General features: G+C 37.9%; 20 protein-coding genes. 7 read left to right on the top strand and 13 right to left on the bottom strand.

Features of this window, described 5'->3' with window-relative positions; translation table 11 throughout:
* Positions 1–167 precede the first annotated feature (167 nt).
* Positions 168–1,115 (bottom strand): LysR family transcriptional regulator, encoded by a 948-nt coding sequence (locus H5084_RS18435; protein ID WP_182692113.1) that lies wholly within the window; start codon positions 1,113–1,115, stop codon positions 168–170.
* A 172-nt stretch (positions 1,116–1,287) separates the two neighbouring features.
* Here H5084_RS18435 and H5084_RS18430 point away from each other — a divergent pair, with 172 nt between their 5' ends.
* Positions 1,288–2,190, top strand: coding sequence for a pirin family protein (locus H5084_RS18430; RefSeq protein WP_182692112.1), 903 nt, complete (start codon positions 1,288–1,290; stop codon positions 2,188–2,190).
* A 72-nt stretch (positions 2,191–2,262) separates the two neighbouring features.
* Positions 2,263–3,243, top strand: a complete 981-nt coding sequence (locus tag H5084_RS18425; protein WP_182692111.1) for a glutathione S-transferase family protein — start codon at positions 2,263–2,265, stop codon at positions 3,241–3,243.
* A gap of 171 nt (positions 3,244–3,414) precedes the next feature.
* Here H5084_RS18425 and hemW read toward each other — a convergent pair whose 3' ends face one another.
* The 7 genes from hemW to H5084_RS18390 all read right to left on the bottom strand — a co-directional run bounded on the left by hemW (position 3,415) and on the right by H5084_RS18390 (position 8,251).
* On the bottom strand, positions 3,415–4,557 hold the full coding sequence (gene hemW / locus H5084_RS18420; RefSeq protein ID WP_182692110.1) for a radical SAM family heme chaperone HemW: 1,143 nt from the start codon (positions 4,555–4,557) through the stop codon (positions 3,415–3,417).
* A gap of 119 nt (positions 4,558–4,676) precedes the next feature.
* A complete protein-coding gene (locus tag H5084_RS18415; RefSeq protein WP_028869483.1) occupies positions 4,677–5,282 on the bottom strand; it encodes an XTP/dITP diphosphatase in 606 nt (201 codons plus the stop codon).
* Between the two features lie 9 nt (positions 5,283–5,291).
* Positions 5,292–5,777, bottom strand: a complete 486-nt coding sequence (locus H5084_RS18410; RefSeq protein ID WP_259396901.1) for a DUF4426 domain-containing protein — start codon at positions 5,775–5,777, stop codon at positions 5,292–5,294.
* 8 nt (positions 5,778–5,785) lie between these two features.
* The gene (yggU, locus tag H5084_RS18405; protein ID WP_182692109.1) at positions 5,786–6,070 is read right to left on the bottom strand and encodes a DUF167 family protein YggU; all 285 of its coding nucleotides are present in this window, start codon (positions 6,068–6,070) and stop codon (positions 5,786–5,788) included.
* A 71-nt stretch (positions 6,071–6,141) separates the two neighbouring features.
* Entirely contained in the window at positions 6,142–6,687 is a 546-nt protein-coding gene (locus tag H5084_RS18400; protein WP_182692108.1) for a YggT family protein, read from the bottom strand.
* Between the two features lie 26 nt (positions 6,688–6,713).
* Positions 6,714–7,538 (bottom strand): pyrroline-5-carboxylate reductase, encoded by an 825-nt coding sequence (gene proC / locus H5084_RS18395; RefSeq protein ID WP_182692107.1) that lies wholly within the window; start codon positions 7,536–7,538, stop codon positions 6,714–6,716.
* A 20-nt stretch (positions 7,539–7,558) separates the two neighbouring features.
* On the bottom strand, positions 7,559–8,251 hold the full coding sequence (locus H5084_RS18390; RefSeq protein WP_182692106.1) for a YggS family pyridoxal phosphate-dependent enzyme: 693 nt from the start codon (positions 8,249–8,251) through the stop codon (positions 7,559–7,561).
* A 19-nt stretch (positions 8,252–8,270) separates the two neighbouring features.
* Here H5084_RS18390 and H5084_RS18385 point away from each other — a divergent pair, with 19 nt between their 5' ends.
* The 3 genes from H5084_RS18385 to yaaA all read left to right on the top strand — a co-directional run bounded on the left by H5084_RS18385 (position 8,271) and on the right by yaaA (position 11,276).
* Positions 8,271–9,305: a type IV pilus twitching motility protein PilT gene (locus H5084_RS18385; protein ID WP_028869489.1), complete on the top strand. Its 1,035-nt coding sequence runs from the start codon at positions 8,271–8,273 to the stop codon at positions 9,303–9,305.
* A gap of 9 nt (positions 9,306–9,314) precedes the next feature.
* Positions 9,315–10,427, top strand: coding sequence for a PilT/PilU family type 4a pilus ATPase (locus H5084_RS18380; protein ID WP_156916137.1), 1,113 nt, complete (start codon positions 9,315–9,317; stop codon positions 10,425–10,427).
* 72 nt (positions 10,428–10,499) lie between these two features.
* Positions 10,500–11,276, top strand: a complete 777-nt coding sequence (gene yaaA / locus H5084_RS18375; protein ID WP_028869490.1) for a peroxide stress protein YaaA — start codon at positions 10,500–10,502, stop codon at positions 11,274–11,276.
* Positions 11,277–11,489: 213 nt separating this feature from the next.
* Here the strand turns inward: yaaA and H5084_RS18370 are convergent, their stop codons facing one another.
* The 3 genes from H5084_RS18370 to H5084_RS18360 form a co-directional block, all read right to left on the bottom strand.
* Positions 11,490–12,287, bottom strand: coding sequence for a Cof-type HAD-IIB family hydrolase (locus H5084_RS18370; protein ID WP_182692105.1), 798 nt, complete (start codon positions 12,285–12,287; stop codon positions 11,490–11,492).
* The gene (locus H5084_RS18365) at positions 12,275–13,366 is read right to left on the bottom strand and encodes an alpha/beta fold hydrolase (RefSeq protein ID WP_182692104.1); all 1,092 of its coding nucleotides are present in this window, start codon (positions 13,364–13,366) and stop codon (positions 12,275–12,277) included. Before H5084_RS18365 ends, H5084_RS18370 begins: the two co-directional genes overlap by 13 nt.
* A 208-nt stretch (positions 13,367–13,574) precedes the next feature.
* Positions 13,575–15,299 (bottom strand): proline--tRNA ligase, encoded by a 1,725-nt coding sequence (locus H5084_RS18360; protein ID WP_028869492.1) that lies wholly within the window; start codon positions 15,297–15,299, stop codon positions 13,575–13,577.
* A 165-nt stretch (positions 15,300–15,464) separates the two neighbouring features.
* On the opposite strand from H5084_RS18360, the gene H5084_RS18355 reads away from it, so the two are divergent.
* Positions 15,465–16,004: a rhomboid family intramembrane serine protease gene (locus H5084_RS18355; protein WP_182692103.1), complete on the top strand. Its 540-nt coding sequence runs from the start codon at positions 15,465–15,467 to the stop codon at positions 16,002–16,004.
* Between the two features lie 3 nt (positions 16,005–16,007).
* On the opposite strand, the gene tsaA is transcribed toward H5084_RS18355, so the two are convergent.
* Together tsaA and rcsF are read right to left on the bottom strand one after the other, a co-directional pair.
* Entirely contained in the window at positions 16,008–16,730 is a 723-nt protein-coding gene (gene tsaA / locus H5084_RS18350; RefSeq protein ID WP_182692102.1) for a tRNA (N6-threonylcarbamoyladenosine(37)-N6)-methyltransferase TrmO, read from the bottom strand.
* Positions 16,723–17,103 (bottom strand): Rcs stress response system protein RcsF, encoded by a 381-nt coding sequence (gene rcsF, locus H5084_RS18345; protein WP_182692101.1) that lies wholly within the window; start codon positions 17,101–17,103, stop codon positions 16,723–16,725. The genes tsaA and rcsF overlap by 8 nt, the downstream gene beginning before the upstream one ends.
* Before the next feature lie 84 nt (positions 17,104–17,187).
* Between rcsF and gmhB the strand changes: the two genes are divergently transcribed.
* Positions 17,188–17,742, top strand: a complete 555-nt coding sequence (gene gmhB, locus H5084_RS18340; RefSeq protein WP_182692100.1) for a D-glycero-beta-D-manno-heptose 1,7-bisphosphate 7-phosphatase — start codon at positions 17,188–17,190, stop codon at positions 17,740–17,742.
* The last annotated feature ends 517 nt before the right edge of the window (positions 17,743–18,259 follow it).

The following is an 18,259-nucleotide window of genomic DNA, read 5'->3' as shown; positions in this document are numbered from 1 at the left end:
CTCATTTAAACCACTAAACTGCGCTTTTTCGCCTTGAACTAAGCATAAATAGCTTAGCCCTGAGCATTTACGTTTTTATTTTGGTAAAAAGCACTCAGTTTTAATGAGTGCTGAGTAGTTACATTGTTTTTACATCTTTGAATGATTACGGGTAATAGCGGATCCTATTAATGACCATTTTCACCATTTTCACTGTTTTCAATGTTTGATTTAAGGTCATGCCAAAGAGGTTTCTGTGCAAATTTATCACTGATAAAATCAATTAATAAACGGCAACGGTGAGATAAAAAACGTGTTTGTGGATAAACTGCATAGGCATGTAAATTGGGCAATTGGTGATCCGTTAATATCGCGACTAATTCCCCGCTAGCGATGGCTTGATGAACAATAAAGAGTGGTAACGCTACAATCCCCTGCCCATTAATGGCGGACATTTTTAAAAAATCGCCATTATTAGCTTTCATTCTTGCACTCACATCAAGTTGATGTTGTTTATGCTGCGGGTCTTTGATGTGCAATTTATTGTGACCATTTTGTGTATATTGTAATAAACGATGTTGACCTAATTGAGCGAGATTTTTAGGTTGTCCATATTGCTTTAAATATTCAGGGCTTGCACATAAACAATGGCGGATCGCTGTTAGCCGTTTTGCTTTTAACGTTGAATCTTTTAAGTCTGAAATACGAATAGCAAGCTCGTAGCCTTCTTCCACTAAGTCAACATGGCGATCAGAGAAGTCGATATCAATACAAAGGTTATCGTGTAATTGACTAAATTCATCAAGAATAGGTGCAAGGTGTGTTAAACCAAAAGACAAAGGGGCCGTTAAGCGTAATGTGCCTTCAATATTGGTACTAATGCCACTTGTTTGTGCATTTAATTCGGCTACATCATTAAGAATAGTTAACGCTTTCTGATAATAAATTCGCCCTGCATCGGTAAGGTGAGATTGGCGAGTGGTACGTGATAACAACTGCGTATCGAGTTGCTGCTCAAGTTCCACTAAACGCCGACTCACGGCAGATTTTGCAATATCTAATTGTGCAGCTGCTTTACCAATGCCTCCCGCTTCTACGATACGAACAAACAGTGCCATGTTTTCCATCTGTCCCATTTATTGTTCTCCATTTGGCAATTATAAATTCAAATTATTGCTGTTTATTGTCAATACTTCAACAGTTATGATTTGTTCATTGGTAATATTTGATCATTAATAAGCTTTATTCATTAACAACCTTTATTCATTAACAATCTTTATTCATTAACAACAACAGGGGGAGGAAACGATGAATGCGATAACCGAATCTAATAGGCATGATGTACTTGATAACTCAGATAATCGTCGTGAGCGGAGCATCAATAAAATTGTTTCTGGTGTGCCAACATCCGATGGTGATGGTGTTAAGTTAACGCGTATTATTGGCTCTCCACAGTTGGATATGTTGGATCCTTTTTTGTTATTAGATTGTTTTGAAAGTGACCAGGCTGAAGATTATATTGGAGGCTTTCCTACTCACCCTCACCGAGGTTTTGAAACGGTGACATACCTGTTGAATGGTAAAATGCGCCATAAAGATAGCGCAGGTAATGAAGGCGTTATTGAACCCGGTGGTGTGCAATGGATGACAGCTGCGAGAGGTATTTTACATTCTGAAATGCCAGAGCAAGAGCATGGGTTATTGAAAGGATTCCAATTGTGGGTGAATCTGCCGAGCCATGCAAAAATGAACAAACCGCACTATCAAGAGTTTTTGCCAAACGCGATGGCGCATGAAGAATCGAGTAACGGAACAAAAGTTAATGTGATAGCTGGAACGACTAATCAAGGAACCACTGGAGCCGTTACTAACATTTATAGCGAACCTTTGTATTTAGATGTGCATTTACCTGCTGGGGAAGTATTCACACAAGCGATTACGCTAAACCACAATGCATTCATTTATGTTATTGAAGGTGAGGTCAGCATACAAAGTGCGGATCATCTTGATGCTATCGAAGCGACAAAGTTAGCTGTTTTAACTGATGGCGAACAAGTTTCTATAGTAGCTGGACAGAAAAATAGCCGATTTTTATTAATTGCCGGCAATCCTTTTAATGAGCCTGTTGTACGTCATGGACCTTTTGTTATGAATACAAGAGAGCAATTATTACAGGCCTTTGATGACTTTAATCAGGGTAAGTTTGCCTAGCTAAGCTAATCTAGTCAACCAAACTAAACTTAGCCAAACTAAGTCTAGTCAAACAACATTGAGGAGTATGTTATGGGATTGTTAGTCGATGGACAGTGGCATAACCAGTGGTACGATACCAAATCAAGCAATGGTAAATTTGTTAGAAGTGAATCACAATTTAGAAACTGGATCACCGCTGATGGTCAAGCTGGACCAACAGGTAAAGCGGGCTTTAAAGCAGAAGCAGGGCGTTATCATTTATATGTTTCGTTAGCGTGTCCATGGGCGCATCGCACCTTGATCTTTAGAGAGTTAAAAGGTTTGCAATCAATGATTGATATCTCTGTAGTGAATTCTCTAATGGCTGAGCAGGGTTGGACCTTTAAGCCGGGGCCGGGTGTAATTGAAGATACTGTTAACCATGCTTCACTGGTTCATGAATTATATACTTTGGCTGATGCTAATTATTCTGGGCGAGTGACTGTGCCTATTTTATGGGACAAACAACAAAAGACGATTGTGAGTAATGAATCGGCAGATATTATTCGCATGTTTAATAGTGCCTTTGATGGTATTGGTGCCAGTGAAGGCGATTATTATCCAGCATCTTTACAGAATCAAATTAACGAAATAAATAATTGGATTTATGGAGATATTAATAATGGAGTGTATCGCGCAGGTTTTGCTACAACACAAACGGCCTATGAAGAAGCTGTAAGTGCATTGTTCGAGGCGCTAGATAAATTAGAACTGCGTTTGAGTTCACAACGCTATTTACTTGGTAAGCAACTAACCGAAGCCGACTGGCGCTTATTTACCACTTTAATACGTTTTGATGCCGCCTATGTGGGGCACTTTAAATGTAATAAAAAGCGCATTGCTGATTATCCGTCACTGTCTCATTATGTTCGCGATTTATACCAGCATCCAGGCATAGCTAAAACAGTCGATATTGACTATATCAAAGCGCATTATTATGGCTCACATGAAACCATTAACCCGACAAGAATTATCCCTGCTGGCCCTGATCTTGATTTTATGCAAGCACATGATCGACTGCGCTTTGCTTAAAGCAATTACTTTATGAAAATACTTTATAAATCAACAATAAATATTGAAATTAATAAAGTGATGTAATATAAAAAGTAAGAAATAGCCCTATATTTAACATTCAATATTTTAAATTTAATATAGGGCTATTTTAATTGAGTTCAGTTTAGCTAACGCTGTTAATAAAACAGGTTAATCCATAAAAATTGTCAGTAACTCGTTCAGGTATCTATGTCCTAATGGAGTTACTTGACAGGTGTCAGTTGATACTCGTATTAAGTTTTTATCTGCAGCTTGCTGTAACTGCTTCTCTAATACACTGCGTGCTAAACCGGTATAATCTTCAAATTCAGTAAATGGAATGTCTTCCATTAAACGTAATCTATTCATCATGTATTCGAAAACCAGCTCCTCTTTGGGCACTGTATTATAATCATCCATATAAGCACGTTGCGGATCTAAATATCCTTTAGGATGCTTGATCTTAGTGGTGCGTAGTACCTTATTTTCAAGGGGTAATGATATCTTGCCGTGTGCACCACAACCAATTCCCAAATAATCACCAAAACGCCAATAATTTAAATTATGCTGACATTGCCAATTATCTTGGCTGTAGCCCGATATTTCATATTGGTTGTAGCCGTGCTCTGCTAAAAGTTTCACTCCCTCTTCTTGAATTTCCCACAATGTTTCATCATCGGGTAAAGTAGGAGGATGAGAAAAGTATTGTGTATTAGGTTCAATAGTCAGTTGATACCAAGATAGATGAGTTGGCTTTAATGCAATCGCTGTTGCTAAGTCACTCATGGCATCCTCTAACGTCTGGTTAGGTAGACCATGCATTAAATCTAGGTTGAATGTTTTCATTCCTACATTATGTGCTTGTTTAGCAGCTGTTTTTGCTTCTTCTACACCATGAATTCGACCAAGTTTAGTGAGCTTATCTTGTTGGAAGCTTTGTACTCCAAAGGAAAATCGATTAATACCCGCTGTTTTAAAGTCAGCAATTTTTTGGTTTTCAATGGCGCCTGGATTAGCTTCTAGGGTGATCTCTATGTTTTCACTAAAGGGTATAAGGTGCTGGATATTTTCTAATAACCATTGAATACCCGGTGCTGAAATTAAACTCGGTGTACCACCTCCAATAAAAATACTGAATAAGTGACGCCCTTGCACAAAACTTAAGTCTTGCTTGAGATCATCAATAAGCGCAGTTAAATACTCATGTTCTGGGATCTCTCCTTTTAACTTATGAGAGTTAAAGTCGCAGTAAGGGCATTTTTCAATACACCAAGGAATATGCACATATAGGCTGAGCGGGGGAAGTTGTAACATTCATTTTTCCAAGCTAAAAAAAGCGACTGAATTAGTCGCTTTAAAAGTGAGTTTAAACGGCAATGATAAAGCGATTGTTTTATTGGCCATATCAATGGTCATGTAAATCTAAATAGCGATTAAGCAGATAATTGCGCTTGTAATAATGCGACTAATTGCGTCAGTGCTTTACCGCGATGGCTTAATTCACTTTTACGTTGTTTGCTTAATTGTGCTGAAGTTGATTGTTCACTTTCAACCCAGAATACTGGATCATAACCAAATCCATTTTCACCTTCTACGGTTTCTGTAATGCTACCTTCCCAAGTACCTTGGCATATAATCGGCGTCGGGTCTAATTCATGGCGTAGATAGACTAAAACACACTGAAAGCGCGCTTTACGTTGTTCAGGGTTAATGCCTTCCAGCTTATTTAATAGCTTATCAATGTTATCTTGATCGGTAGCTGATTCACCGGCATATCGAGCGGAATAAATGCCCGGTTGGCCATTTAGAAAATCAACTTCTAAACCTGAATCATCGGCAATAGCGGGTAAACCGGTTAATTTCGCTGCATGTCTTGCTTTGATAATAGCGTTTTCAACGAAGGTAGTACCTGTTTCAGGAACATCGGGCACATTGAACTTGCTTTGTGGTAATACCTCAATAGAAAAGCTATTCAATAACTCGCTCATCTCTTTTACTTTGCCTTGATTGCCGGTGGCAAGTACCCATTTTTGCTTCATGTTTTGTCCTTAATCAACATAGAATTTATGCTGAAACTTAAGAGTATTCGATTTCTTTTCTGTTTTAACATTAATTTCAAAATTAACAATTTCTTCATTAATAAAAGGATATTCAGCGAGATAATAAATCGCTTTACCTTCTTTTATTTGTCTAAACTCAAGCTGATGAGTTTGCCCAATTAAGTTTTTCCCAGTCCCTGTTAAGATCGCTTCAACGCTTTGTTTATTCTGTTTGCTATTAAGAATAGAAATATTTAATAAACCATTATTCTTACTACGTTTGATATTATATTGAGTAGCGATACTTGGCTCAATAAAAGTACTCGGTAGGGCGATGTAGTGTACTTCTAGGTTAGCAAATTGTTTAAACTGATCTGCTGTTACCTGTAAGCTTGTAAATAATAATGTAGTGAGTAATAACGTGTTAAATACGAAGGCTTTAGACATAGAGCCTTTGGTTTTCATCTTTTTAGATAATGCTATTGAGTTAAACATATAATCCCTTATTGTGAAAAAATAGAAGGTAGGTTTTTAGGCTGTTTAATACGCACTAATTTATGTCGACTTTGTAAGCCTTTTTCTACATTAATTGCACTTTTTGCTACCTTAAATTGTTTACTTAAAAACTTCACCAAATGTGCATTTGCTTTGCCATCAACGGGCGGTGCAGTAATGGCTATTTTTAACTCTTCACCATGCTGTCCAACAAATTGATCGCGGCTCGCTTTAGGTTGTAAGTAAAGGCGAAGCATTAAGTCCTCGCCTTGATATGAGTAATAGTCGCTCATTAAAATATACTCATTACTATTCTTTGCTTGTTAATAGCTGGAACATTAGTGCTTGGAATATTAATCGTCATTTAACCTAATAACTGTGCAAGCAAGCCAGTCACTAGTTTTTCTAGAAACTGAAGCCCCAGTAATACAACAAGCATTGATAAGTCTAAACCACCCATTACAGGAATAATGCGACGAACAGGGCTTAATAATGGTTCAGTTAATTGAATCATCACCGCTTCAATTGGATTTTGACCTTTACTCACCCAGCTTAAGATTGCGCGTATCACTAATATCCAGAATAATAGTTTGAACACTGCTGTGATCAAAATAAACAAGGCTGATTTTAATATAAACATTGGGTCAATTGAGTCATTTAATATGGCACTCAGTACCAATATCTTTCCGGCAGCGACAACAAATGCAAATAATATAGTAGCAATGTCTAAACCACCCAATCCTGGAATAAAACGGCGTAGAGGAGCAACAATCGGTTGTGTTGCTTTTACAATAAATTGGCTAAATGGATTATAAAAATCTGCGCGTGCGAGTTGTAACCAGACACGCAATAAAACCACCATAAGATACAGGTCAAATAGAGTATCGATTAAAAAATTAACTGCATTCATTTACTTACTACCTCGTTATAGAACTATTAAAATAGTTTTTCCATTTCTTCACCACGGTCGGATGCTGCTTGCATTGCTTTGGCAACAATCTCAGGCAAACCCAACTCATTAAAAGTACGTACCGCTTCAGCCGTTGTACCACCTTTAGATATTACGTTGTTTCTTAAAGTTGTTAAATCCAAGTGTTGATTTTGTTTCACCATCTCTGCACTACCAATCGCAGATTGTTGTACTAACAGACGAGCATCGGCTTCACTAAATCCCATTTCGATTGCTTTCTTCTGCATTGATTCCATAAATAGGAAAAAATAAGCAGGGGCTGAACCCGCTGCTGCAATCACTGCGTTAATTTGTGATTCTTGTGCAACCCATACAATTTCACCGACAGCGCTCATTAATTCACCCGCGAAGTGTTTATCTTGTTCTGTTGCTTGTTGTGAAGCAAATAACCCTGTCATACCTTTTTGCAAAAGAGACGGCGTATTAGGCATCGTACGGATCACGGCAGTTTCTTTACCCAAAATAGATTGAAAACGTGATACTGAAACACCGGCTGCAATAGAGATGATTAATTTATTAGTGAGATCAACACCATCATCAACAAGCGCTTGACAAACATCCGCCATCATTTGCGGTTTAACACCTAATACGATCACATCCGCCCATTGTGCTGATTGTTTATTATCTTGGCTGCTTGTAATTGAGAGTTCTGTTACCAATTTTTTGGTGTTGGTTAAGCTTGGTGCTGATGCACAGATTAATTCTGCTGGGTAACCGCCTTTTACTAAGCCGTTAATAATACTACCTGCCATATTACCTGCACCAATGAAGGTGATTTTTTTATGTTGCATTATTTTTCCTTATTGTTAATTTATCTTGCGCCAAATATATCTGTGCCAATTCTCACCATGGTACTACCACAGGCAATCGCACTTTCCAAGTCACCACTCATGCCCATCGATAATGTATCAATGTCCGGGTATTGTTGTTGTAATGATTGATAAATATCATGTAGCGCAGTGAATTGTTGTTCTATTATTTTGGGGTCATCGCTATTTTGTGGAATTGCCATAATGCCCCGCAGTTTTAAACGCGGTAGGCTCTGAACTTGTTCTGCTAATTCCATGACCTGTGATAGCGTGGTGCCGGATTTACTTTCTTCACCACTGATATTTACTTGTAAACAAATATTAAGTCTTGGCAGTTCAGCTGGGCGTTGTTGATTCAAGCGCTCGGCTATTTTTAAGCGATCTACACTTTGCACCCAATCAAAATTCTCCGCCACTGGTCGAGTTTTATTCGATTGTAGTGGGCCAATAAAATACCAAAAAATAGGTCTGTTAAATTCGCTATCTTGTTTAATTTGTTGAATTTTCTCTATGCTTTCTTGCACATAATTTTCTCCAAAGTGAGATAATCCCTGTGCAAAAGCTTGTTTGATCAACGAAACCGGCTTGGTTTTGCTGACAGCAAGTAACTGAACTTCGCCTTCGCGCATTGCTTTTATGCTAGCTTGAGCTATTTTTTGTTCTACTGCTTCGATATTGTTAGATATATTAGTCATATTATTAGGATTTTAAATTATGGATATAACGGAATTATTAGCCTTTAGTGTAAAGCATAAAGCTTCAGATCTACACCTTTCTGCAGGTGTTCCTCCAATGATTCGAGTTGATGGAGAAGTACGCAAAATAAATGTCCCTGCATTAGAGCATAAAGAAGTAAATAGTTTAATCTACGACATTATGGATGATAAGCAGCGTAAGGACTTTGAAGAACAGCTAGAAACTGACTTTTCCTTTGAAATTCCAGACCTTGCTCGTTTTCGTGTTAATGCTTTTAATCAAAATCGTGGCGCTGGTGCAGTATTTCGTACGATTCCAAGTAAAGTGTTAACGTTAGATGAAATTAATGCTCCCCCTATTTTTAAGAAAATTTCTGATTTGTCACGTGGTTTAGTCCTAGTGACAGGGGCAACAGGGTCAGGTAAGTCAACGACGTTAGCTGCCATGATTGATTATATTAATGATCATCGCCATGAGCATATTCTGACCATCGAAGACCCTATTGAGTTTGTGCATGAATCTAAAAAAGCACTGATCAATCAACGTGAAGTTCATAAAGATACCCTCAGTTTTGAAAGTGCATTACGCAGTGCATTACGTGAAGATCCCGATGTTATTTTGGTGGGGGAAATGCGTGATTTAGAAACCATTCGTTTAGCTTTAACAGCAGCAGAAACGGGACACTTAGTGTTTGGCACATTACATACCACGTCAGCAGCCAAAACCGTTGACCGTATTGTGGATGTATTTCCTGCTGCAGAGAAAAGTATGGTTCGTTCAATGTTATCTGAATCTCTACGTGCGGTAATTTCACAAACCTTATTAAAAAGGCATGGTGGCGGTCGTGTTGCTGCACATGAAATTATGATGGGGATCCCTGCAATTCGTAATTTAATTCGTGAAGATAAAGTGGCGCAAATGTATTCGGTTATTCAAACAGGTATGGTGCACGGTATGCAAACACTGGATCAAAGCTTGCGTGATTTAGTTAGTCAAGGCACTGTTTCTTATGAAGATGCTGCGACTAAAGCCATGGATCCAAAATCTCTCTAGGAAATGCTAATGCTCGAACAGTTATTAAGTGAGTTGGTCAATAAAAAAGCTTCTGATTTATATATAGCGGTAGGGTTGCCGCCTACAATTAAGGTCAATGGTAAGCTGAAATCGTTAACCGATCAGAATCTGACTGAGGGTGGAATATATAATTTGCTGGCCGAAGCATTCGAAACAGAACGTATTGCTGAGTTTAAAAAGAAAAAAGAAGCGAACTTTGCGCTTAATTTACCGGATACCGGCCGTTTTCGAGTCAGCGCTTTTATGCAAAAAGATACGCCGAGTATGGTTATTCGGCATTTGAAAAGTAAGATCCCAACCTTCGAAGAGTTATATTTACCTGAGCAATTAAAAAAAACCTGCATGGCAAAGCGAGGCTTGATTTTATTTGTGGGGGCGACGGGAGCCGGTAAATCAACAACTCAAGCCGCCATGATTGGTTATCGTAATCAGCATGCTTCAGGCCATATTTTAACCGTTGAAGACCCGATCGAATTTGTACATGAACATGGCCGTTCAGTAGTCACGCAACGTGAAGTTGGGCTTGATACCGATTCTTTTGAAGAGGCATTACGTAATTCATTACGCCAAGCTGCTGATGTAATTGTACAAGGTGAAATTCGTACGTATGAGACCTTGCACCACGCTATTACGTTTGCTGAAACGGGGCATTTATGCATGGGGACTTTACATGCTAATAACGCAAATCAAGCGCTAGATCGAATGTTGCGCATGGTACCAGAAGAAACACAACGTCAATTTTTGTTTGATCTATCGATCAATTTAACAGCGGTGATCGCACAGCACTTAATTCCCACTTCGGATGGTAAAGGTAGTATTGCCGCTTTTGAAATTATGCTTAATACGCCTACATTAGAAGAAGCGATTCGTAATGGCGACTTGCATTTATTAAAAGATATTATGAAGGTTTCGGGCACCTATGGAATGCAAACTTTTGATCAGGCATTATTACATTTATATTTAGAGGGAAAAATTGGTTATAATGAAGCACTAGCTCATGCTGATTCTGCCAATGATCTACGCTTGAGAATTAAGTTAAAAGCAAAAGAGAATGGAATAACTTCTAATTCTGAGATGTTAAGTGATCTCCATATCGTCTGATATCCGTTGATTAAATGATAGCCCAAACAAAGCGCTTATTGAGCGCTTTGTTTTTATAGATTAGGAAAAAACATGATAGTTGTAATATCTCCAGCCAAAACCTTAGACTTTGAAACTCCTGCTACAACGCCGGAGTTCACGACTGCAAATTTATTAGAGCAGAGTCAGTTATTAATAAATCGTTGCCAACAATTATCAATGCAAGATATTGCTTCATTAATGAAAGTGAGTGATAAAATTGCAGGATTAAATGTTGCTCGTTTTGCTGAGTGGAAAAAACCTTTGCAGTTAGAAAATAATACCAAACAATGCTTATTTGCTTTTAAAGGCGATGTTTATACTGGTTTAGAGGCGGAAACATTAAGCGATCATACGTTACAATATGCGCAACAAAATTTGCGAATACTATCAGGCTTATACGGCTTATTGCGTCCGTTAGACTTAATGTTAGCTTACCGACTTGAAATGGGAACACGTTTAGATAATGAACGTGGTACTAACCTTTATCAGTTTTGGGGGGATTTAATCACTGAGCAGCTAAACCTTAATTTAACGGCACAAGATTCGCCATATCTGGTTAACCTCGCGTCTAATGAATATTTTAAAGCGGTAAAAACAAAGGCATTAAAAGCCACTGTGATCACGCCTATTTTTAAAGATCAAAAAAATGGTCAATATAAAGTCATTAGTTTTTATGCAAAAAAAGCGCGTGGATTAATGGCCCGTTATATTATGGAAAATGAAATTACTGATATTAAACAATTAAAAGAGTTTACTGTCGGCGGATATTATTTTGTAGCGGCAGCATCCACTGAGACTGATTTAGTCTTTCAACGTGATGAGCAATAAGATTTATTGTGTTGTTATTAGTTAACCTAATTTAAGCACTTTAATGAAGTAATAGTAAAAAGCCCAAGCGTTAAATCATTTAACACTTGGGCTTTTTGGTTTTTGGTTAAACCTGATGCTTCTAGTATCTCGTTTTTTAAGTCATTAACTATCTAGCTTTGAGGCGCTTAGTTGATATTTAGCTTACTAAGCCTCAGGGTTTAGTTGCAGTGATTAAGCGTTATTTAATATTGCATTCAGTTTAACTGCTACACCATGTTCTTTAGATGAGGTGGTTATTTCCGCATCTGGCAACGCTTTTATTAAATCCTTTTGAGCATTGGCCATCAATACCGCTTTTCCTGCCCCGCGTAACATTTCGACATCATTCATACCATCACCAAAAGCAATGCTTTGTTGGGCATTTAAATTCATTGTTTTTAAGACTGCTTCGACTGCTGCACCTTTATTGGTAGTTGCTTCCATGACTTCTAAACATTTATCTAGTGAGAAAGTAAGGTTAACTCGGCCTGCAAATTGTTGCTGCAACTGTTGGTAAATAACATCTAATTTATCCCTTTCTCCCCAGAAGAATATTTTTATGGCATTCGATTTATCTATTGTATTTAAATCGACCGCTTGGCAATAGAAGGCAGTATCTATTGTCATTCCCACTAATTCTTGAATAGAAAAATTAGCGTACCACTGTTGGTCTGTAAATAAGTTGATTTGAACAGATGGATCAAAGTCTTGCTCGCATATGGCGGTTGCAATATCGGTAGGCAAATTTTGCTTTAAAATAATTTCCCCTTCTTTGTTATGTACACGAGCGCCATTTGAGGTGATCAGATAAATCGGGTCTCCTAAGTCATCTTGTATTTTCTTCGCTTCTATATAATGGCGACCTGTTGCAATAACAAATTTTCTATCGTCTTGTAACCAACGATGAACACTTTCTTTAGTTTGTGTTGATACTTTATGATCTGGACCGAGTAATGTGCCATCAAGATCTGAAATAGCTATTTTGTACATGTCAGCTTACCTTGTTGAGATTGTTTAAAAAAATCAAGTACTGCGGTGATAGCAGGTATCCTGTATTTATCTTGTTCTAATAATAATTCATGTTGTGCGTTGGCTATTGTTATAAATTGGTTGTGTTGACAGCGAGTGTTATTTGCAAAGAATGCTTGTTGTCCTTCAGCCGTCACAATCGAATCTGCACCTGCTTGAATAACGATCATAGGAATATCTATTTGAGCAGCATCAGTAATCGCTTTTTCACTGGCATATAAACTTTCATTTACCCAGCGCATGCTTGGTCCACCCAGTTGAGTTTTAGTGTTTATTTCAAAGGTGCTCAATGCAGAGCGATAGCGTTTTTCACTGCTGGTTAAACTATTACCTTCAAAAGGATTACTAAAGTAAGGACCTGAACCCGGGGCATAACATGCTAAATCACTAAACCAAGCGCAGATTAAATCACTTATATAACTGATCAACTTGGCAAGAAAAGCAGGCAGAGCACCTAGGTTGATAGAAAACATGGGACTAAAAAATGCACTTGCTTGAAAAGGGTGTGCTTGTTGTTGCAGATATAACGCACTAATAGTACCACCCATTGAATGAGATAATAAAAAACGTGAATGGTATTTTGTGTCTAATTGTAATGTTTCAACAAAAGTAGTTAAATCCACCACATAATCTTGAAATTCTTGTACATGGCCACGATGTGCATCCCCACCAAGGCGACTAGATAACCCCTGGCCTCGATGGTCAATTAAAAAAATATCATACCCTTGCTGATTTAATTCAAAGACGAGCTCTTTATATTTGAGGGTAGACTCATTTCTACCTTGGCTGATCACTATTGCGTTAGCTTGGCCAGTTGCAATATGAATGGTATGGATAGTGCCACCATTGATACTTTCAAAGGTGTTTACTTTGGCATTCTCATTCCAAAAACGATTAATCGCGGGTGAGAATTGATCATCAAGTAGGGCTTCTGTATTAAGATGGTATTTATTATCAAGAAAATTTTCAGTTTTACTTTCTGGCTGTGCTTTATTTTCTAATTGTGTCTTATCTTCTAACTGTATCTTATCTTCTAACATAGTAGGGCTGGCCTGCATTGTTGGATGAAACAATATGGACAGAATAGGTAATAACCTTAAAATACGAATCAAGCACACCATATAACATCCATTTCTAGTCCAATAATTTTTAATCTTAATGTAATTTAGCACAATCATGAACGTATATTTTAGGCATAAAAAAACCACACTTCAAAAGTGTGGTTTATCAATCAGAGTTGAATAGGGTTTATTTTGCTAATTTTGCTTTAATAAACGCAATCACTTCTTCAATCTTAACTTCTTGTTTTTCGCCTGAAGCACGATCTTTATATTCTATAACACCGTTATCAATACTACGGTCACCAATGACCAGTGTATGTGGGATACCAATCAATTCAGCATCGGCAAACATAATACCAGGGCGTTCTTTTCGGTCATCTAAGAGTACTTCAATACCTGCTGCTTGTAACTCTGCGTAATATTGCTCTGCTAAATCAGCAACACGATGTGATTTTTTCATGTTCATTGGCACAATCACAACGGAGAAAGGAGCGAGTACATCATTCCAGATAATGCCATTCTCATCGTTGTTTTGCTCAATCGCTGCTGCCACAATACGTGAAATACCTACACCGTAACAACCCATGGTCATTACTTGGTTTTTTCCTTGTTGATTTAAGACTGCTGCATTCATTGCCTGAGCATAAGTATCGCCTAATTGGAAAATATGGCCCACTTCAATACCGCGTGCAATCGATAGCGTGCCTTGACCACATGGGCTTGGATCGCCTTCAACCACATCACGTAAATCTGCGACTTCATAATCAGTAATATCACGATCCCAGTTAACACCTGTTAAATGTTTACCTGTTTCATTAGCACCACAAACAAAGTCAGCTAGTTTTTCAGCTGCACGGTCAACAATAGTACGGATAGTTAAGCCTTTAGGTCCAATTGAACCCGCCTCACAATTTGCCGTTTCTAGAATTTGTTGAGCATTGGCAAAACACAGCGGGCTTGCAATACCTTCAATATGTTCAACTTTGATTTCATTTAAGTTGTGATCACCACGTAACACTAATGCAATCACAGGGATAGTTTTGCCTTCCTCGGCTTCACCTTGCACTAATAATGTTTTAACAACTTGCGAAGGAGCAATGTTAAGTGATTGACTAACATCTTCAATAGTATGTGCATTAGGCGTGTCGATAACGTTAATATCTGCAGTTGCTGCTGGGCGGTCAAATGCAGGCGCAATAGCCTCTGCTTTTTCAATGTTTGCTGCATAATCACTTTGATCTGAAAATACGATAGCATCTTCACCACTCTGTGCTAACACGTGGAATTCATGTGACGCACTACCACCTATACTGCCTGTATCTGCAATTACTGCACGGTATTCTAAACCTAAGCGATCAAAGATACGGCAGTAGGCATCGAACATATTTTGATAGGTTTTTTCTAAACACTCTTGATCCAAGTGGAAAGTGTAAGCGTCTTTCATGGTGAATTCACGAGTACGCATCACTCCAAAACGAGGGCGAGTTTCGTCACGGAATTTAGTTTGAATTTGAAATAAGTTTAATGGTAACTGTTTATAGCTGTTAACTTCTTTACGTACTAATTCAGTGATCACTTCTTCGTGTGTTGGCCCTAGGACAAAATCACGATTGTGGCGATCTTTTATACGCAATAATTCTCCACCAAATTTATCCCAACGTCCTGACTCTTGCCATAAATCAGCAGGCTGAACGACGGGCATTAATATCTCTATAGAACCAGCACGTTCCATTTCTTCTCGTACAATGTTTTCTACTTTACGTAAAACACGTAAACCAGTTGGTAACCAAGTATATAATCCAGATGCTATTTTGCGGATCATACCTGCGCGTAACATCAGTTGGTGGCTGGCAATTACTGCATCACTTGGTGCTTCTTTTTGAGTGGATAATAAATAATTGGTAGTACGCATGGTGATCCTTGTTGATAGTTAGCTATCTTATTGCGAATATAAAAGTTGGCTGATTTTAACAGTCGATTGCTGTGGACTAAAGCATTGTTAATCGATTTATCTAAATAATATTGTTTTTTTAGCTGGAATTTGGTTAGTTTTAGACACTAACTAAGAGGAACCCCTATGCAACGTTACTTAAAGTCTGCAAAACACAGTTTGATCGTCATGTTGATATGTGCTGTTTTGCTACTGATCAATGGCATTTTTATCGTTAATCGTTTTGGTATTGTGCCACGTGAAGCAAGTCATTTATCTGGTATTGCATTTGCACCTTTCCTGCACGGTGATTGGGCTCATTTATTAAGTAATTTTTTTCCTTTTGTCATTTTTTCAAGCTTGATTGGCCTACATAGCTTAAAGCGCTTTTGGATTGTATTTGTTTTATCAATATTAATGACCGGTAGTTTAGTTTGGTTATTTGCGCGGGGCGAAAGCATTCATATCGGAATGAGTGGTGTGGTGTATGCAATGTGGGGATATTTAATTGTCTATGGTATTTTGAAAAAGCACTTTAGAGATATCATTGTGTCCATTTTAGTTTTAGTGCTCTACGGTGGTTTAGTGTTTGGCGTGTTACCAAGTGCACCTAATGTTTCTTATGAAAGCCACTTTTTCGGTGCATTGGCTGGTGGAGTCTTAGGTTATTTTTTGTCGAAACGCTAATTATTAAACGTAGTCGACGGATAACACGGTGATCGTTGACGTTGTACATTGCCATTTAATATTAAAATCAGAAAGGTGCATCGCATAAATCTTATTATCGGTCTTCAGCTTTTTATAAGCAGGGCGCGGATCCTGCTGTAACACCTCTTTAATAAATAGCTGCAGGCCCGAGTAATGCGATGGCAGTGATTGAAGTTGTGATACTGCATCTTGATTAAAGTCTACCGCTAATAACTTTTCCGGTGATGTTTGTGCAAAACCTGCTTTAGCATCAGGTATCGAGTCGGCATAGGGGATATAAGGCTTTATATCCACAATCGGAGTGCCATCGACCAAGTCGATATTACTTAACGAAAGGAATATTTTTCCATCTCGTTGTATTACCCCGTGATACTCAACTAATGATAAGCCAATATTATTGGGTCGATTAGGGCTACGGGTTGCAAATATACCAACACGTCTATTTCCCCCTAGTCGGGGTGGGCGTACCGTAGGGCTCCATCTATTAGCAACATCAGAACTTGGTGCATTTTTATGAAATTCAAAAACCAACCATAAATGGCTAAACGCTTCTAACCCATTAAAGGCATTAATATCGTCATAGGGCGGCAACATCTCTAATTCTGCTTTGGCGCTTGCGACTAGGCCAGGTTGTCTAGGCACGGCAAATTTTTCTTTATAAGGAGAATGAGTAACAGCTATTACTTGATGTTGGTAACTAGTCATTGGCAGGCGTTTCAATTTTTAAAGCGCGTCCGTAACAAATTACATTGCTGACACAGGTTTCATCTTGCTTGAAATTAATACAAGATTGAAAAACAACTCCATTTGCTTCCATATCTGCAGCATTGATTCTAGCTTTTGTACGAGCTTCCTTTTCACTTGCAGGTAGGTCAATGGCAGCCTCTTGGCAACTACTTCCTTCAACTGCACCTAATACCGTATATTCAAGATCAAGTAGATCCTTTTTGTCATAAACCGTGACTTGTGAAGGCTTGAAATAGGTATCAAAGTTTTCTTTATCAACATTCGAATTAAATTGGTAATTACTACAACCTGATAGAAGGCCAATAAAAGCTAGTGTTATAAGTCTATTCATCGTCGTCGCTCTTTATTAATAGTAGGGGATAATAATGGATGGCATAATAGCATCATTAAACCGCCCTAAACTAGAGAAGTAATAATGAGCAATACAAAAGTAGCAGCAGTATTTTTAGATAGAGATGGTGTTATCAATAAAGATAATGGTTACGTTTCAGAGATTGATGACTTTGAGTTTATAGATGGTGCTATTGAAGCGTGTATTGAATTCAAGAAAAAAGGTTATCTATTAGTTGTGATAACCAATCAATCAGGTATTGCTCGTGGTTTGTTCTCTGAAGAGCAATTTCATACATTAACGGAATGGATGGATTGGTCATTAGCGGATCGTGGTGTTGATTTAGATGGTATCTATTATTGCCCTCACCACAATAAAGAGGGTATAGGTGAATTCAAAGTTGATTGTGAATGTCGTAAACCAAAACCTGGAATGCTAATGAATGCGATTGCGGACCTTAATATAGATATAGAAACATCAATTTTGATTGGCGATAAAGTATCTGACTTACAAGCTGGCATTGCAGCAGGTATTAAAACAAACTATTTAGTGCGTACTGGTAAAGCAATAACAGAAGAAGGTGAAAGTTTAGCATCAGCTATCTTCGATGATTTGACTGCAGTTGTTAAAAATATTTAATAACTCTGTGGATAAGTTGCATATATTTGTGTGTAACTTGTGCTCAAGAACAGTATAAAAATTAATTGCAAATAATCGTAATAAAACACTTGCCAATGTGATCTCAGTCCCTATAATGCGACCCCACAGACACGGGATGTAGCGCAAGTTACCCACCGAGTTTGAGAATAGTTTTTAACGTATTAACGCTTCGTAGTTCGCTTCGAAATTAAGTTAAATTAAAACGTTGACAATGTTCGAAAGGCGCGTATTATACGCCGCCTAGCCGAAAGGCACGCTCTTTAACAATTTAATCAAACAATCTGTGTGAGCACTTGTTGTTGATGTGATTTCAAAAAATCAAAAATGTAATTCTTCTGCTTGCAGAAAGTTACAGCCTTTCTTGTAAAGGCACATCAATAATAGTGACACACGAAATAATTCATTATTTCAGAATAATAAATTGTTAGTTTCTTATATTTATATAAGTGATTAGCAGTAAGTTTTAGTCAGTAGTATTGAGTCGCAACTTAGGTTG

The organism is Psychromonas sp. SR45-3, from assembly GCF_014163575.1.
GTDB lineage: Bacteria > Pseudomonadota > Gammaproteobacteria > Enterobacterales > Psychromonadaceae > Psychromonas > Psychromonas arctica.
The sequence above is the reverse complement of the archived record's forward strand: the minus strand, read 5'-3'. Positions and strand labels throughout refer to the sequence as shown.

What these genes read in the sequence shown, in the direction of transcription:
- H5084_RS18385 (WP_028869489.1), top strand. Translation starts at nt 8,271, where the DNA reads ATGGATATAACGGAATTATTAGCCTTTAGTGTAAAGCATAAAGCTTCA.
- hemW (WP_182692110.1), bottom strand. Translation starts at nt 4,557, where the DNA reads ATGTTACAACTTCCCCCGCTCAGCCTATATGTGCATATTCCTTGGTGT.
- yggU (WP_182692109.1), bottom strand. Translation starts at nt 6,070, where the DNA reads ATGAGCGACTATTACTCATATCAAGGCGAGGACTTAATGCTTCGCCTT.
- H5084_RS18360 (WP_028869492.1), bottom strand. Translation starts at nt 15,299, where the DNA reads ATGCGTACTACCAATTATTTATTATCCACTCAAAAAGAAGCACCAAGT.
- H5084_RS18390 (WP_182692106.1), bottom strand. Translation starts at nt 8,251, where the DNA reads ATGACTAATATATCTAACAATATCGAAGCAGTAGAACAAAAAATAGCT.
- H5084_RS18425 (WP_182692111.1), top strand. Translation starts at nt 2,263, where the DNA reads ATGGGATTGTTAGTCGATGGACAGTGGCATAACCAGTGGTACGATACC.
- H5084_RS18365 (WP_182692104.1), bottom strand. Translation starts at nt 13,366, where the DNA reads ATGTTAGAAGATAAGATACAGTTAGAAGATAAGACACAATTAGAAAAT.
- H5084_RS18400 (WP_182692108.1), bottom strand. Translation starts at nt 6,687, where the DNA reads ATGAATGCAGTTAATTTTTTAATCGATACTCTATTTGACCTGTATCTT.
- H5084_RS18430 (WP_182692112.1), top strand. Translation starts at nt 1,288, where the DNA reads ATGAATGCGATAACCGAATCTAATAGGCATGATGTACTTGATAACTCA.
- yaaA (WP_028869490.1), top strand. Translation starts at nt 10,500, where the DNA reads ATGATAGTTGTAATATCTCCAGCCAAAACCTTAGACTTTGAAACTCCT.
- H5084_RS18355 (WP_182692103.1), top strand. Translation starts at nt 15,465, where the DNA reads ATGCAACGTTACTTAAAGTCTGCAAAACACAGTTTGATCGTCATGTTG.
- proC (WP_182692107.1), bottom strand. Translation starts at nt 7,538, where the DNA reads ATGCAACATAAAAAAATCACCTTCATTGGTGCAGGTAATATGGCAGGT.
- H5084_RS18435 (WP_182692113.1), bottom strand. Translation starts at nt 1,115, where the DNA reads ATGGGACAGATGGAAAACATGGCACTGTTTGTTCGTATCGTAGAAGCG.
- H5084_RS18380 (WP_156916137.1), top strand. Translation starts at nt 9,315, where the DNA reads ATGCTCGAACAGTTATTAAGTGAGTTGGTCAATAAAAAAGCTTCTGAT.
- H5084_RS18410 (WP_259396901.1), bottom strand. Translation starts at nt 5,777, where the DNA reads ATGTTTAACTCAATAGCATTATCTAAAAAGATGAAAACCAAAGGCTCT.
- H5084_RS18370 (WP_182692105.1), bottom strand. Translation starts at nt 12,287, where the DNA reads ATGTACAAAATAGCTATTTCAGATCTTGATGGCACATTACTCGGTCCA.
- gmhB (WP_182692100.1), top strand. Translation starts at nt 17,188, where the DNA reads ATGAGCAATACAAAAGTAGCAGCAGTATTTTTAGATAGAGATGGTGTT.
- H5084_RS18415 (WP_028869483.1), bottom strand. Translation starts at nt 5,282, where the DNA reads ATGAAGCAAAAATGGGTACTTGCCACCGGCAATCAAGGCAAAGTAAAA.
- tsaA (WP_182692102.1), bottom strand. Translation starts at nt 16,730, where the DNA reads ATGACTAGTTACCAACATCAAGTAATAGCTGTTACTCATTCTCCTTAT.
- rcsF (WP_182692101.1), bottom strand. Translation starts at nt 17,103, where the DNA reads ATGAATAGACTTATAACACTAGCTTTTATTGGCCTTCTATCAGGTTGT.